At 35.1% G+C, this 13,110-nt stretch carries 16 protein-coding genes; 5 read left to right on the top strand and 11 right to left on the bottom strand.

Going from position 1 to position 13,110, the window contains the following annotated elements; all coding sequences use genetic code 11:
* Positions 1–2 precede the first annotated feature (2 nt).
* The 3 genes from BM371_RS06605 to BM371_RS06595 form a co-directional block, all read right to left on the bottom strand.
* On the bottom strand, positions 3–422 hold the full coding sequence (locus BM371_RS06605; RefSeq protein ID WP_034672812.1) for a SufE family protein: 420 nt from the start codon (positions 420–422) through the stop codon (positions 3–5).
* Between the two features lie 138 nt (positions 423–560).
* Positions 561–1,676 carry a glycosyltransferase gene (locus tag BM371_RS06600; RefSeq protein ID WP_034672814.1) on the bottom strand — a complete coding sequence of 372 codons (1,116 nt, stop codon included), beginning with the start codon at positions 1,674–1,676 and terminating at the stop codon, positions 561–563.
* Entirely contained in the window at positions 1,676–1,900 is a 225-nt protein-coding gene (locus BM371_RS06595) for a hypothetical protein (RefSeq protein ID WP_034672816.1), read from the bottom strand. Before BM371_RS06595 ends, BM371_RS06600 begins: the two co-directional genes overlap by 1 nt.
* 151 nt (positions 1,901–2,051) lie before the next feature.
* Between BM371_RS06595 and BM371_RS06590 the strand changes: the two genes are divergently transcribed.
* Complete coding sequence (locus tag BM371_RS06590; RefSeq protein ID WP_034672818.1) at positions 2,052–4,583, top strand: ATP-dependent Clp protease ATP-binding subunit; 2,532 nt, start codon at positions 2,052–2,054, stop codon at positions 4,581–4,583.
* 100 nt (positions 4,584–4,683) lie between these two features.
* On the opposite strand, the gene BM371_RS06585 is transcribed toward BM371_RS06590, so the two are convergent.
* A complete protein-coding gene (locus BM371_RS06585; protein WP_034672821.1) occupies positions 4,684–5,211 on the bottom strand; it encodes a hypothetical protein in 528 nt (175 codons plus the stop codon).
* A 151-nt stretch (positions 5,212–5,362) separates the two neighbouring features.
* On the opposite strand from BM371_RS06585, the gene mnmA reads away from it, so the two are divergent.
* Positions 5,363–6,550, top strand: a complete 1,188-nt coding sequence (mnmA, locus tag BM371_RS06580; RefSeq protein ID WP_034672823.1) for a tRNA 2-thiouridine(34) synthase MnmA — start codon at positions 5,363–5,365, stop codon at positions 6,548–6,550.
* 92 nt (positions 6,551–6,642) lie between these two features.
* Here mnmA and BM371_RS06575 read toward each other — a convergent pair whose 3' ends face one another.
* On the bottom strand, positions 6,643–7,059 hold the full coding sequence (locus BM371_RS06575) for a winged helix-turn-helix transcriptional regulator (protein ID WP_034672824.1): 417 nt from the start codon (positions 7,057–7,059) through the stop codon (positions 6,643–6,645).
* 120 nt (positions 7,060–7,179) lie between these two features.
* On the opposite strand from BM371_RS06575, the gene BM371_RS06570 reads away from it, so the two are divergent.
* From BM371_RS06570 to BM371_RS06560, 3 genes are all read left to right on the top strand, one after another.
* Positions 7,180–7,935 (top strand): SDR family NAD(P)-dependent oxidoreductase, encoded by a 756-nt coding sequence (locus tag BM371_RS06570; protein WP_034672825.1) that lies wholly within the window; start codon positions 7,180–7,182, stop codon positions 7,933–7,935.
* A gap of 14 nt (positions 7,936–7,949) precedes the next feature.
* A complete protein-coding gene (locus tag BM371_RS06565; protein ID WP_034672826.1) occupies positions 7,950–8,720 on the top strand; it encodes an SDR family oxidoreductase in 771 nt (256 codons plus the stop codon).
* A 118-nt stretch (positions 8,721–8,838) separates the two neighbouring features.
* The gene (locus tag BM371_RS06560; protein WP_034672827.1) at positions 8,839–9,042 is read left to right on the top strand and encodes a hypothetical protein; all 204 of its coding nucleotides are present in this window, start codon (positions 8,839–8,841) and stop codon (positions 9,040–9,042) included.
* Positions 9,043–9,084: 42 nt separating this feature from the next.
* Here BM371_RS06560 and BM371_RS06555 read toward each other — a convergent pair whose 3' ends face one another.
* From BM371_RS06555 to BM371_RS06530, 6 genes are all read right to left on the bottom strand, one after another.
* On the bottom strand, positions 9,085–9,828 hold the full coding sequence (locus BM371_RS06555; protein ID WP_034672828.1) for a LytR/AlgR family response regulator transcription factor: 744 nt from the start codon (positions 9,826–9,828) through the stop codon (positions 9,085–9,087).
* A 201-nt stretch (positions 9,829–10,029) separates the two neighbouring features.
* Complete coding sequence (locus tag BM371_RS20365) at positions 10,030–10,158, bottom strand: 2TM domain-containing protein (protein ID WP_117601810.1); 129 nt, start codon at positions 10,156–10,158, stop codon at positions 10,030–10,032.
* Between the two features lie 26 nt (positions 10,159–10,184).
* Entirely contained in the window at positions 10,185–10,481 is a 297-nt protein-coding gene (locus BM371_RS06545; protein WP_034672829.1) for a 2TM domain-containing protein, read from the bottom strand.
* Between the two features lie 187 nt (positions 10,482–10,668).
* The gene (locus BM371_RS06540; protein ID WP_034672832.1) at positions 10,669–10,974 is read right to left on the bottom strand and encodes a 2TM domain-containing protein; all 306 of its coding nucleotides are present in this window, start codon (positions 10,972–10,974) and stop codon (positions 10,669–10,671) included.
* Entirely contained in the window at positions 10,961–12,289 is a 1,329-nt protein-coding gene (locus BM371_RS06535) for a 2TM domain-containing protein (protein ID WP_034672834.1), read from the bottom strand. Before BM371_RS06535 ends, BM371_RS06540 begins: the two co-directional genes overlap by 14 nt.
* Before the next feature lie 60 nt (positions 12,290–12,349).
* Entirely contained in the window at positions 12,350–13,000 is a 651-nt protein-coding gene (locus BM371_RS06530; protein WP_034672836.1) for a hypothetical protein, read from the bottom strand.
* Between the last annotated feature and the right edge of the window lie 110 nt (positions 13,001–13,110).

The raw sequence follows: 13,110 nt of genomic DNA, 5'->3' as shown, positions 1-13,110 counted from the left end.
AACTAAGATTTCAGTTGATATGCAACAGCATAAAATTTAATTTGCTTAGTCATCGCCATCAAACCATTGGCTCTGGAAGGTGATAAAAATTCCTGCAACCCGATTTCTGAAATGAATTCAAAATCAGAATCAAGAATTTCCTTGGTAGAATGACCGCTGTAAATACTTACTAAGAGAGAAACGATCCCTTTTGGTAGAATACCGTCTGAATCGGCATTGAAAAACAGTTTTCCATCTTTAAATTCAGCATCGATCCAAACTTTACTTTGGCAACCTTTGATTAAATTTTCATCGGTTTTTTTGTCATCAGATAAACCTTTCAGTTCTTTACCAAGATCAATAATATATTCATACTTCTGCTCCCAGTCTTCCAAAAAGGCAAATTCGTCGATTATTTCCTGCTGTTTTTCTTTAATGGTCATTCTAAACAATTAATTTCCGCAAAGATACTAAATTTAGAAATTTAAATTTTTGCTGGAAATATTCAAAACATTAAGATTTTGAAAGCTTTAAGTTGAATTATGAAAAATCAAATAGATTTTTTAAGTCTGAAAATAAACTTAATCAATAATTTTCTGAGACGCTTTTTCAAAAACATCGAGTAATTTTACTTCTTCATTTTCCCAGCAAAAATGAGATGCCGCTTTTTCAAGTTCCGGCTGATAATTTTTTCTGCCTTTATCTAAAACTTTTCGAATGGCTGCAGCAATTGTTTCAGGTTGATGATTCTCAATAATTTCTCCTACATCAAACTGATTTCTGATATTTACCATTTCCGGTAAACTTGCCATGATTAAAGGAACCCGCGCCTGAATGCAATCTAAAACTTTATTGGGAAGCGAATAAAGATAACTTTCACCCCCATTTTCCTCGATACTCATTCCAAGATCTGCAGTTAAGGTAATTTTTCTCAAATCTTCAGGCAATAATTTTCCTAAAAATTCAACTTTATCCTGAAGGTTTTCTTTAATCACTAAATCTTCGTATTCTTTTTTTCTCGGCCCATCACCGGCGATTTTAAAAATAATATGATCTAAATGATGCATTGCCAAAATGGCTTTATCAATTCCGCGAAAAGGATTGATGGCACCTTGGTATAAAAGTATTTTTGGGTGATTATCCGCAATTTCAGTATTAAAATCTATTTTTCTCGGAGCATTTTGTACAATAACCGGCTGAATACCATATTTATTCTGAAACCATTTACCATAACTTCCGCTTGCCGTCATCATGAATGTCAGTTTCGGAACTATTTTATCCTGTAAATATCGCCACAGTTTCTGCGACATTTTTCCCTGAACAGCGGGCATTTCAGAAAAAATCTCATGACTGTCGAAAACCAAAGGAATTTTATATTTTTTTGAAATGAGATAATTTGGCAGAAGTGCATCCAAATCATTGGCATGAAGAATAACATTTTTATTTTCCTTCACTTTTCCGTACAATTCCCAATACAATTTCCAGTTAAATTCAAAATAAGCGGTTTTTAAAGTCTTAGAAACAAGAGGAATTCTTGAAAATTGATAAGGCCGTTCCATCTTTTCTGCGCCACCCCAATTATTTCCAATCAAGTCAATTTCATAGCCGTTTTCATGCAAAGTTTGGCATACTTTCTCGATTCTCTGGTCTGTGTAAAGGTTGCTGAATGCGGAAGTAATGATTTTCTTTCGGCTCATTATTTTTTCTTTGCTGTCACTAAATGATATACCTGTACAAAGCAAATAATGGCATTCGGAATGATAACCGGCCAAAGCATTCCGTTTAAAAACCCGTAGGTTACAAAACAGATGCAGCCGATCAAATTGACAATCCTTATTTTGGTTAAATCCTTTAGAATAAAACTTAAAACAATAAAAACTGAAGCGGCATAACCGATATAATTGACCATCTCGGGACTCATGAGAAATATTTGAGGAAGACAAACTTAGTCATTTTCAATAAGATAAAAAACTATTTTCTGCCATAAAGTCATTATTTGTTTTTTGGTAAAATATTTGTAATTTAGATTGTGAATATAAAGCAATTCTGCTTTTATTCTAATGAGTTACATTATGGATTATAAGTTTTCACAAGGTTTGAGCCAGGTGTTCAAACAAAGCAAAAGCGAAGCTAAAAGGCTGAAAAGTGAATTTCTTAATACAGAACATCTACTTTTAGGTATTATAAAAACAGAAAACTCTGCGAAAGAAATCCTTCAAAACCTCAATGCGGACTTAACACAAATCAGAAGAAAAATTGAAACTTTAAATACAGCAAGTCTAAATCCTATTTCTGAAGAGGTTACCAATATTTCGTTCACGAAAATGGCAGACCATGCCATAAAACGTTCTGAACTTGAGTGCAGACAATACAAAAGCAGTGAAATTAATACCGTTCACCTGCTTTTAGGCATTCTTTATAAATATGAAGACCCTACTTCGAATATTTTGGGAGCTTATGATATCGACTATGAAGGAGTTTCAAGAGAATATCAAACGATGCTCAAAAATTCCGGACAGGCGCCACAGAATTCTGCTTACGATGACGATGACGACAGAGAAGAATTTGAGCAGATGAGAAAACCGACAGGAAATCTGGGTTCTGCAAAAAGCAAAACGCCTACTTTAGATAATTTTGGTAGGGATTTGACTTCTTTGGCAAGAGACGGAAAATTAGATCCTGTGATCGGTCGTGAGAAAGAAATTGAAAGAGTTTCTCAGATTTTATCCAGAAGAAAGAAAAACAATCCTTTGTTGATTGGTGAACCGGGTGTTGGTAAATCTGCCATCGCTGAAGGTTTGGCATTAAGAATTCAGCAGAAAAAAGTTTCAAGAGTTCTTTTTGGTAAAAGAGTAATCACTTTGGATTTGGCGAGTTTGGTTGCCGGAACAAAATACCGTGGTCAGTTTGAAGAAAGAATGAAAGCCATCATGACGGAACTTGAAAAAAACCGTGATGTCATTTTGTTTATCGATGAGCTGCATACCATTGTTGGTGCGGGAAGTTCTACAGGAAGTTTAGATGCTTCAAATATGTTCAAACCTGCTTTGGCAAGAGGTGAAATTCAATGCATCGGAGCGACTACTTTGGATGAGTACCGTCAATATATCGAGAAAGACGGTGCTTTAGAGAGAAGATTCCAGAAAGTAATGGTGGAACCGACTTCTATCGATGAAACGATTCAGATTTTGAATCAGATTAAAGACAAATATGAAGAGCATCACAATGTTGTTTATACAGACGAAGCTATTGCTGCCTGTGTGAATTTAACATCAAGATATATTACAGACCGTTTCTTACCAGACAAAGCAATTGATGCAATGGATGAAGCCGGATCCCGTGTTTATATTAAAAACATGAAAGTTCCTACTGCCATCATTGATTTCGAAAAGAAAATTGAAGATATCAAAGAGTTAAAGCAAAAAGCGGTAAAAGCTCAGGATTATCTTGAGGCTAGAAAGCTGAAAGATGAGGAAGAACGTCTTCAGATGGAGCTTAATTCGGCGCAAGATCAGTGGGATAAAGATGTAAAAGAGAAAAAAGAAACCGTTTCGGAAGAAAATGTAGCAGAAGTTGTTTCAATGATGAGCGGTGTTCCTGTAACGAAAGTTGGTAAAAATGAGCTTGATAAATTAGCGAAAATGGATGACCAACTGAATGGAAAAGTAATCGGTCAGGAAGACGCAGTGAAAAAAGTTGTGAAAGCAATTCAAAGAAACAGAGCCGGACTGAAAGATCCTAACAGACCTATCGGAACATTCATTTTCTTAGGAACAACTGGTGTCGGTAAAACTGAGCTGGCAAAAGTCATGGCAAGAGAACTCTTCGATTCTGACGAAGCTTTGATCAGAATTGATATGAGTGAATATATGGAGAAATTCGCTGTTTCAAGATTGGTTGGTGCGCCTCCGGGATACGTTGGATACGAAGAAGGTGGACAATTAACAGAAGCAGTAAGAAGAAAACCTTATGCTGTAGTTCTTTTGGATGAGATTGAAAAAGCGCATCCGGATGTATTCAATATTTTACTTCAGATTTTAGATGAAGGTCACGTTACGGATAGTTTAGGTAGAAAAATTGACTTTAGAAATACAATCATCATTCTTACTTCAAACATCGGAACGAGAGATATTAAAGACTTCGGAGATGGTGTAGGGTTTGGAACGAATGCGAAGAAAACAAATTCAGATTCAAGAGCGAGAAGTACTATTGAAAATGCCCTTAAAAAAGCGTTTGCGCCGGAATTCCTGAACAGAATTGACGACATTGTAATCTTCAACTCTCTTGAGCAAAACGATATTAAGAAAATTATCGATCTTGAATTGACTAAACTTTACGGAAGACTTGAAAAATTAGGTTATAAAGTTGAATTAACAACTGAAGCTAAAGATTTCATCTCTGAAAAAGGTTGGGATAAAGATTTTGGAGCACGACCATTGAAAAGAGCTATTCAGAAATATATTGAAGATTTATTGGCAGAAATGTTGGTAAACAAGCAATTAACTGAAGGCGAAACCGTCACCTTAGATCTAAATGACGCTAAAGACGGATTGGAAGGAAAAACTTCGAAGCCAAAAAAATCGGCAGAAAAGTCACAGTCTTAAAATAATAATTGATTATAAATGAAAAGCATCGGGAGTTTTCTCGATGCTTTTTTATTTTATCTCACACAATTTCCGAAGATAATTGAGAGTAATTTTAAACTTATAAACCAACAACAAACCCAATACTCGGAACAAGTCCATTGGCAAAAATACTATTGTTCTCTTTATATAAAACATTGTACATTATACCGAGCTGCAGAAAAGAATTATTTCCGATTCTCTGTAAATAGCCACCCCCTAAATACAAAGCCGTTTCTTCATCACTTGCTTTAAAGTCGTAATATTTGTCTTTATAGTTGATGAAAAAATGTTGCAGATTTCCGCTTACATAAAAAGACCTTGCGAAATAGTAGTTCACAAAAGGACCAACTCCAAACATGGTAGAATTATAAAAATCCGACGTCTGCCACATTACCGTTCCTGTTACTCCGGCTTCTAAATCATCGGTAAGCCTGTAACCGACACGAGGTGAAGCCTGTAGATTAAACATCGAATTGCTTCCGAAACCGAAGCCGATTCCTCCACCGAAGGTCCAACGGGTATTGTTTTCTTCAGTTGTTCCTACTGCAATCTGAGAAAATGAAAGTCCTGATATAAGAATGAGTGAAGCAATAAACAGTTTTTTCATATGATAATTTTTTGTTTGGTTAAATTTTAGGTGATTTTAAAACAATCGTTTTTATCAATCCCTAAAATTATCATTTTTTTTGCGAATAGGATTATTGTAATTTTGCGTCTCAACTAAGAACTCCCGTTAAGAGTTTCGTAAAATTGAATATATGAAAGTAGTAGTAGGTCTCTCAGGAGGCGTAGATTCGAGTGTTACAGCATATTTGCTGCAGCAGCAAGGGCACGAAGTCGTGGCTCTTTTTATGAGAAACTGGAATGACGCATCGGTCACTTTGGAAGATGAATGTCCGTGGATTGAAGACAGCAATGATGCATTGATGGTTGCTCAAAAGCTCGGAATTCCTTTTCAGGTGATTGATATGAGCGAACTTTACAAAGAAAGAATCGTTGATTATATGTTTGACGAATATCAGAAAGGAAGAACTCCGAATCCTGATGTTTTGTGCAATAGAGAAGTGAAATTTGATGTTTTTATGAAAACGGCGATGTCATTGGGTGCAGATAAAGTCGCAACCGGACATTATGCAAGAGTAGATTCTACTTTCGATGAAAATGGAAAAGAAATCTTCCATCTTTTGGCCGGAAAAGACAATAATAAAGATCAGTCTTACTTTTTATGTCAGTTGAGCCAGGATCAATTGTCTAAAGCTTTATTTCCGATTGGAGAACTCACGAAGCCCGAAGTAAGAGAAATTGCCAGAAAAATGGAATTGGTAACCGCTGATAAAAAAGATTCTCAGGGATTATGTTTTATCGGAAAAGTAAGTTTACCGCAGTTTTTACAACAACAATTGGTTCCGAAAGAAGGTGAAATTGTAGAAATTTTCAAAGATTCTCCCCTTTTTGCTCAGGAAACTCCGGAATTTTCTTCAAAAAAGGAAGAGTTGGAATATTTAAGCAGAAAAATCAATTATAAAAAAACTGACGGAAAAGTAATAGGAAAACATCAAGGAGCCCAATTTTTCACGATCGGACAAAGCAAGGGACTTGGAATAGGCGGACATAAAGAAAGCTGTTTTATCGTCTCAAGAGATATGGAAAACAACATCATCTTTGTTGGCGAAGGTCACAGTTTTCCTGGATTACATAAAAAAGCGTTGAAAATCGATAATTCTGAATTGCATTGGGTACGAGAAGATCTTAGATTACAAAATGGAGAATCAATGGAAGTAATGGCAAGATTCCGTTACAGACAGGCTTTGGATAAGGCAACGATTTATCAGTTTGAAAATGCATTCTACATGGAATTTGAAAAACCACAATCTGCAATTGCCGAAGGACAGTTTGCAGCTTGGTATATTGATGATGAACTGATTGGAAGTGGCGTGATTTCATAAATAAAAAAGACCTTTTCAGGTCTTTTTTTGTGTTCATAATCTAGAAATCTGTTGGGAATTCTGATAATTAATTATCAAGATTTTAATTAAAACTATGAACCTTCAACATTTTCAGCCAAAGCAAAATTCGGCTCAGAATCGTTAGAAATTTTATTGTCTCCTCCAATGATTTCTTTTCTATGTTTTATTCCCCAATCTGTCAGATTATTTATGATTGTCTGCAGAGATTTACCATGCGCTGTAAGTTCATATTGTACTGTTATAGGTTGAGTATCTAAAACCGTTCGTTTAATTAATTTATTGATTTCCAGCTCTTTCAATTCCTTGCTCAGCATTTTATTAGAAATCCCTACTACGTCGTTGAGGATATCAGAAAATCTTCTCTTATTATAATAGCAAATTGATGAAATAATGGATATTTTCCATTTCCCGCTCAATACATCCATCGAGTCCTGTACGGCCATCATTTCTTTTTTATGACCATCTGTTTTTAAGGGTTGACAACTCATAGGTGGTTACTTTTATGTTACAACGTTACTTCGTTGTTACTGTTACTTTTCGTTACAAAGTTACCAAAATAAATTTATATATAATAATTTTGTCTCAGAATTTTAAAACAGATAAGAACGATGGACAAATTGAAAAATAAAGTAGCTTTAGTTACTGGCGCTTCAAAAGGAATAGGAGCATCAATCGCTAAATATTTTGCAGCAGAAGGCGCAAAAGTAGTAGTAAACTACGCTTCGAGTAAAGAAGATGCAGATAAAGTTGTGAATGAGATTACCAACAATGGCGGAACTGCAATGGCTGTGCAGGGCGATGTCTCGAAAGAAACTGATGTCATCAGACTTTTTGACGAAATCAAAAATGCTTTTGGCACACTGGATATTTTAGTAAACAACGCCGGAATTTATAATTATGAACCTATCGAACAGGTAACCGCTGAAACATTTCATCAGCAATTCAACATTAATGTTTTAGGATCTGTTTTTGCGATTCAGTCGGCATTAAAATTATTTGGTGAAAAAGGAGGAAACATCATCAATATCAGTTCAGGAGCGAGCCGTTCTCCGTTGCCAACAGGTTCGGTGTATTCTGCTACGAAAACGGCGTTAGATGCTTTTACAGTTGCGCTTTCAAAAGAGTTTTCAGGAAGAAATATCCGCATCAATTCTATATTGCCGGGTGTTGTAGAAACAGAAGGATCTCACAGCGCAGGTTTTATCGGAAGTGAATTTGAAGCAAAACTTATATCTACAACTCCACTCGGACGAACCGGACAGCCGGAAGATATTGCAAAAGTGGCTGTATTTATTGCTTCGGACGATGCAGGATGGATTACCGGTGAACAGATCGCCGTTTCAGGAGGAATTTTTGGCTTATAATTAATGTAATAAAAATGAACAGATTAAAAAATAAAGTAACCGTTGTTACAGGTGGAAACAGCGGTATCGGATTTGGGATTGCAGAAGCTTTTAAAAACGAAGGAGCAGTTGGCACTATTACCGGAAGAAATAAAGCAACTCTGAATAATTCTGTTGAAGCTTTGGGCACAGATTTTATAGGTATTGTAGGAGATGTCACGAATCTTGATGATTTAGAAAACACTTTTAGACACACCTTCGAAAAGTTTGGTAAAATAGATGTATTGGTCGTCAATGCAGGAGGCGTAGTAGATGGTGTAGCGATGGGTACAATTGACCAGGTTACAGAAGAGAGCTACGATAAATATATGGATTTAAATTTAAAAAGTTCCTATTTCACGGTCCAAAAATCACTTCCATACCTTAACGACGGAGCTTCGGTTATTTTGATTGGTTCCAGTGCTGCTCATCGTGCTGCACCCGGAATGGCGATTTATTCGGCGGCAAAAGCAGCAATAATATCATTGGCAAAAGGCTTATCTTTAGATTTACTTCCACGAAAAATAAGAGTGAATGCCCTTTCTCCCGGTTCTATTGACACACCGGTTTTCGGGAAAATGGTACCGGAAGAACATTTGGATCAGGTGAAACAAACCTGGATAGATATTACACCCATCGGAAGACAGGGATTGCCTTCTGATATCGGAAATGCTGCTGTATTTTTAGCGTCAGATGAATCATCTTTTATTGTAGGAACAGAAATTCTTTCGGATGGTGGTCTTACAAATATTAGTTTAATGAAATAAATTCATCAGATTAAATATTCATTTATAATAAGGTTTGCAATATTTCCGGACTTTTATTTGTTGTAACATATTTAAGATTGTGATACTTACCTGATAAATAACAATAAAAAACATCATTATGAAAACTTTTTTGAAAAATCAGTACGCTTATGTAAATCAGGTTTTAATTGCAGTAGTATCTGCTGTTTTAGGATACAATCTTTATCAGGAAATTGTACATCCTGAGAATTCGAGATTAACGATAAGTATCATTCTTGTGGTTCTAACTTATATCTTAGTTGAAAAATATGGTTATAAGCCGGAAAAGGAAATTGAAAAATAATTATCGCTAGAGGTTTGAAGAAATTCAGACCTCTTTTTTATTCTAATTTACCAACCAATCTTTAAAATCCTTCACCCGTTCGCGGCTTACTGTAATTTCTTCCTGCGGCTGGAAGTTGAGCTCCACTTTATAATTGGGTGAAGTATGAATATTTTTGATGTAATCCGAATTAATAATAAACTGTCTGTTTGCACGGAAAAACTTCTTATCATCAAGCACATCTGTCAATTCATCTAAAGTGAAATCTGAAGGATAAGCTCTGTCCTGAGTCTGCAGATAAACGATTTTATTTTCGCTGTAAAAACAGCTGATTTCGTGGGTTTGAACAATTTTCAGATTATATCCGATCTTTACCAGAATTCTTGAAAGTGTAGTTCTTTCTTTTTTAATGATCTGTTTAATATCATCCGAATTTACCGACTGATCTGAAGGAAGAAATGATTTAAACTTTTCAATCGCGCCCGAAAGATCTTCATCCATAATGGGTTTCAGAAGATAGTCGATGCTGTTGAGTTTAAAAGCTTTCAAAGTGTATTGATCGAAAGCTGTGGTGTAAATGATAAACGATTTCGTAGAAATTTTCTCGAAGATATCAAACGAAAGACCATCTCCCAAAACGATGTCCGAAAAAATGAGCTGTGGATGTTCGTTTTCAGAAAACCAGGCAATCCCCTCTTCCACCGATTCTATTTTCGCAAGCACTTCAATGTCAGGAAATTCGTTCAGCATTCTTTCCAGTTTTCTTGCAGCGGGTTTTTCGTCTTCGATAATGACCGTTTTTATCATTGAGCTTTGGTTTTAGTTTTATTCCGAAATAAAAATAATTAAATCTTTTCAGTTTTAAAAATTAATCGGCTTTTTGGTCTTCTTAAGTTCTTCTTCAATGATTTCGTTTTCCCATTCAGCATCAAAAACAAAAAGTTTTACGGCTTTTACAGCTAAAATAATTCCCCAAACCGTCAAAATAATAGATCCGCTAAATATTGATTAAGACAAATCTCCGCTTTTCATGAGTCTTCTGAAAAATATGAACAAGGCAACGATTCCAAACCACATACAGTTTTTGTAGAATGATTTCAGTTCTTTTACTCTTTTTTGTGCGCTGTTATAATTCATGATAATAAGTTTTTATTGATGATTAATTAAAGTGATTTTGAATTCTTTCTTTCCGCCTCCATCAATTCTTTTATTTTCTTTTCTTCCCAATCTTTTCCGATCCCGAAAGTGTTTACGGCGTGTGCTGCAATTCCGATTCCCCAACCCAACATTGGCCAGTAAAACCATAGATGATTTGGTGATGTTAAAAAATTTAAAATAATTAAAAAAGGAATGACCATACAGTAAGAAGTAAGATTTCCGTAAAAACCTTTAAGGTCTCTTACTCTTTTTGCGGCTCTTTCGTACGCTAAATTTTCTTTGTTGAATGATAAATTTTCCATGATGTTTTGTTTTAGAATTATTATTTGTTTGTTTTCTTGAGTCAAATTTAAGTCGATAACAATGCTCGATTCAACTATATATGACTGAGCTGTAATTTTTCAATACTGAACAGTAAAAATCCCGACTCAATTGAAATCGGGATTTGCTTCTAAATATCATTTAATTTTCAGATAAGAATAAGTTTTATCATTCTTCTTTATTTTTCTCCATGAACTCCCGGATTTTCTTTTCTTCCCAACGTTTTGCAAAATCGAAACGTGGCAAAAAAACAAATAAAGCATGCGCTAAAAGTCCGATTCCCCAAAAAATGGCTGTGAAGAAGTTTTTAAACTGAAAATAGCTTTCATTGGGAGCCAAATTGCTGTAATTAAAGAAGGCAATCATGATATTTACTCCCACATAAGAAAAGAGATGTCCGTAAAAACCCCGCAGTCTTTCGACCTGTTTCTTAGCTTGCTGATAATGAATATCGTTTTCGTCAAATTTTTCCATGATGTTTGTTTTTTTGTTTGTCCATAATTTCCTGAATCTTCTTTTCCTGCCAAGATTGCCCGATCCCAAAAACCTGAAATGCATGGGAAGCAACCCCGATTCCCCATCCTAAAAGCGGCCACCAAAACCAATGATACTTATTTTGAGTATAAAGATTCACAAAAATTAAAAAAGGAATGATGATGCAATATGAGGTAAGGTTTGCATAAAAACTTTTAATCTCTTTTACACGTTTTCGAGCTCTTAGATAGGCTTTGTTTTCATCTTCTTTATTCAAAACAAGATTTGGCTTCTCATTAAGAATAGGAATTTTTACTTTAAAATAGTCTTCAGACTTTTCAATAAAAACATTCTTTTTTGTGAGTAAAGAATACCGCTGAACAATATTTGCCAAACCTATTCCCGCACTTTCTTTGATCTGCTCGCGAATCTGCAGGTTATTTTCAATGCATAAAGTATCGCCTTCCGTAAAAATTTTGATCACCAAAGGCTTTGAAGAAGTTGCTAAGTTGTGTTTAATGCAATTCTCCAAAAGCAACTGCAAAGAAAGCGGAACTACAAATCTTTTCAGGCTTTCTTTATCCACATTAAAATCGAAATTCACGCTGTCCTCAAATCGCGTTTTCAGAAGATCGCAGTAGATTTTTGCAAATTCAATTTCATCCTCAACCGTAACAAGTTCTTTATCTTTCTGCTCGAGAACATACCGGTAAATCTTTGACATGGAAGCGGTAAACTTCTGAGCCTGAACAGGATTTTCGTCGATCAGCGAACTTAAAACATTTAAAGAATTAAACAAAAAATGAGGATCGAGCTGGTTTTTTAAACTTTCAAACTGGGCATTTGCTGATTTTGCAATTAATTTCTGCTCTACAACTTCTTTTTTAGACGTTTTTTTCAATTCGTCCATAAAACCTTTTGCATGAAGAAAAGCAGAGATCAGAAGCGCCACATTGATGGTAAACCAATTGATAAAATTGTATCTGCCCGTAAAATACTCTTCTGTTGTCGCCGCTTTCTGAAAAACAACAAAATTTATGTAATTACAGAAATAAACCAGAATAATATTAGCAATCAGAATAACGACAATGCTGATAATTCCTCTTTTAGTCGTTGCTTCAGACCATGGAAACTTTTTGTTGAGATAATCGTTTATCAAGCCGTTTCCTGCACCCAGAACAAACGAGTACATGAAAGAAATGAGAATGGTCAGCATGAAATTTTCGAACGTTTTCTCATTTGTAAATGCAAAAAAGAAAAACATCGATGTTCCTAGAGATATCCACGCTAAGGTTATAAAATTCTTCCGTTTCATAATGGGTTTCCGGCTTAAATAAGCATTAATAGAAAGGTTATTGCAGACAAAAATAGATATTTATTTTTCCGCAGGCAGACTCAGGAAATATTCAGCTTCCGATTTTCCCCAATTCGGATCTAAAGACGTTTTTGGTTTAAATGAATTGAACTTCTCTAAAGCAGATTGAAATAACTCCATTCCTTTCTTTTTACTTCCGCCAAACTGTTCAGGTGTGAAATATACGTCTTCGGCTTTAATCAAAGTTACTCTCGGGTTTTGAGGATTTAGCTGTTCGGCTTTCTTCAGTGTTTCATCTGCCTTCGTTCCGAAAGTCATGTATCTTTCCATCGGATTTACCATCATTTTCAGAGAGTAAATCATTTTTTGAAGAAGATAAATCTCAGAATTATTTTTATCGGCTTCTTCAGCCTGATCTACAAATTTCTGAGCCTGATCTGCAACAGCGTCAAGTTCGCTCATTTTATTTTCTCGCATTAAAACTCTTCCCTTCTGAATGTGTGAAAACGCAGCGTAATAGCTCGGTTGCCATTTCCCTTTTTCTTTATCTGCAATTCTCTGGAAGTCGTTTGCTAAAGCATTGAAGTCTTCGGGCGTTTTACAGGCTTCAATTTTGTCAATTTTTTCGGTCATTACTTTTTCGTACTGATTCTGTGCAAAAGCAGTTAAGCTAAACATACTTAAAGCAAAACTTAAAATTAATTTTTTCATGATTTTTAAAATTTTATTGTTTGATATTTATAATTTTTAAACGCAAAGTGCGCAAAGATTTTATTTAAATAAATGAGGATATCTTTCGTTCGCAAAGGCGTTTCACTCAG

It is taken from the genome of Chryseobacterium formosense (assembly GCF_900116415.1).
In the GTDB taxonomy this organism is placed as follows: Bacteria; Bacteroidota; Bacteroidia; order Flavobacteriales; family Weeksellaceae; genus Chryseobacterium; species Chryseobacterium formosense.
This window is presented reverse-complemented; position numbering and strand designations above follow the sequence as displayed.

Excerpts from the sequence above, each read along its gene's own strand:
- BM371_RS06545 (WP_034672829.1), bottom strand. The coding sequence starts at position 10,481 with ATGGAAAATTTATCATTCAACAAAGAAAATTTAGCGTACGAAAGAGCC.
- BM371_RS06540 (WP_034672832.1), bottom strand. The coding sequence starts at position 10,974 with ATGGAAAAATTTGACGAAAACGATATTCATTATCAGCAAGCTAAGAAA.
- BM371_RS06535 (WP_034672834.1), bottom strand. The coding sequence starts at position 12,289 with ATGAAACGGAAGAATTTTATAACCTTAGCGTGGATATCTCTAGGAACA.
- BM371_RS06530 (WP_034672836.1), bottom strand. The coding sequence starts at position 13,000 with ATGAAAAAATTAATTTTAAGTTTTGCTTTAAGTATGTTTAGCTTAACT.
- BM371_RS06600 (WP_034672814.1), bottom strand. The coding sequence starts at position 1,676 with ATGAGCCGAAAGAAAATCATTACTTCCGCATTCAGCAACCTTTACACA.
- BM371_RS06555 (WP_034672828.1), bottom strand. The coding sequence starts at position 9,828 with ATGATAAAAACGGTCATTATCGAAGACGAAAAACCCGCTGCAAGAAAA.
- mnmA (WP_034672823.1), top strand. The coding sequence starts at position 5,363 with ATGAAAGTAGTAGTAGGTCTCTCAGGAGGCGTAGATTCGAGTGTTACA.
- BM371_RS06585 (WP_034672821.1), bottom strand. The coding sequence starts at position 5,211 with ATGAAAAAACTGTTTATTGCTTCACTCATTCTTATATCAGGACTTTCA.
- BM371_RS06565 (WP_034672826.1), top strand. The coding sequence starts at position 7,950 with ATGAACAGATTAAAAAATAAAGTAACCGTTGTTACAGGTGGAAACAGC.
- BM371_RS06605 (WP_034672812.1), bottom strand. The coding sequence starts at position 422 with ATGACCATTAAAGAAAAACAGCAGGAAATAATCGACGAATTTGCCTTT.
- BM371_RS06560 (WP_034672827.1), top strand. The coding sequence starts at position 8,839 with ATGAAAACTTTTTTGAAAAATCAGTACGCTTATGTAAATCAGGTTTTA.
- BM371_RS06570 (WP_034672825.1), top strand. The coding sequence starts at position 7,180 with ATGGACAAATTGAAAAATAAAGTAGCTTTAGTTACTGGCGCTTCAAAA.
- BM371_RS06595 (WP_034672816.1), bottom strand. The coding sequence starts at position 1,900 with ATGAGTCCCGAGATGGTCAATTATATCGGTTATGCCGCTTCAGTTTTT.
- BM371_RS06590 (WP_034672818.1), top strand. The coding sequence starts at position 2,052 with ATGGATTATAAGTTTTCACAAGGTTTGAGCCAGGTGTTCAAACAAAGC.
- BM371_RS20365 (WP_117601810.1), bottom strand. The coding sequence starts at position 10,158 with ATGAATTATAACAGCGCACAAAAAAGAGTAAAAGAACTGAAATCATTC.
- BM371_RS06575 (WP_034672824.1), bottom strand. The coding sequence starts at position 7,059 with ATGAGTTGTCAACCCTTAAAAACAGATGGTCATAAAAAAGAAATGATG.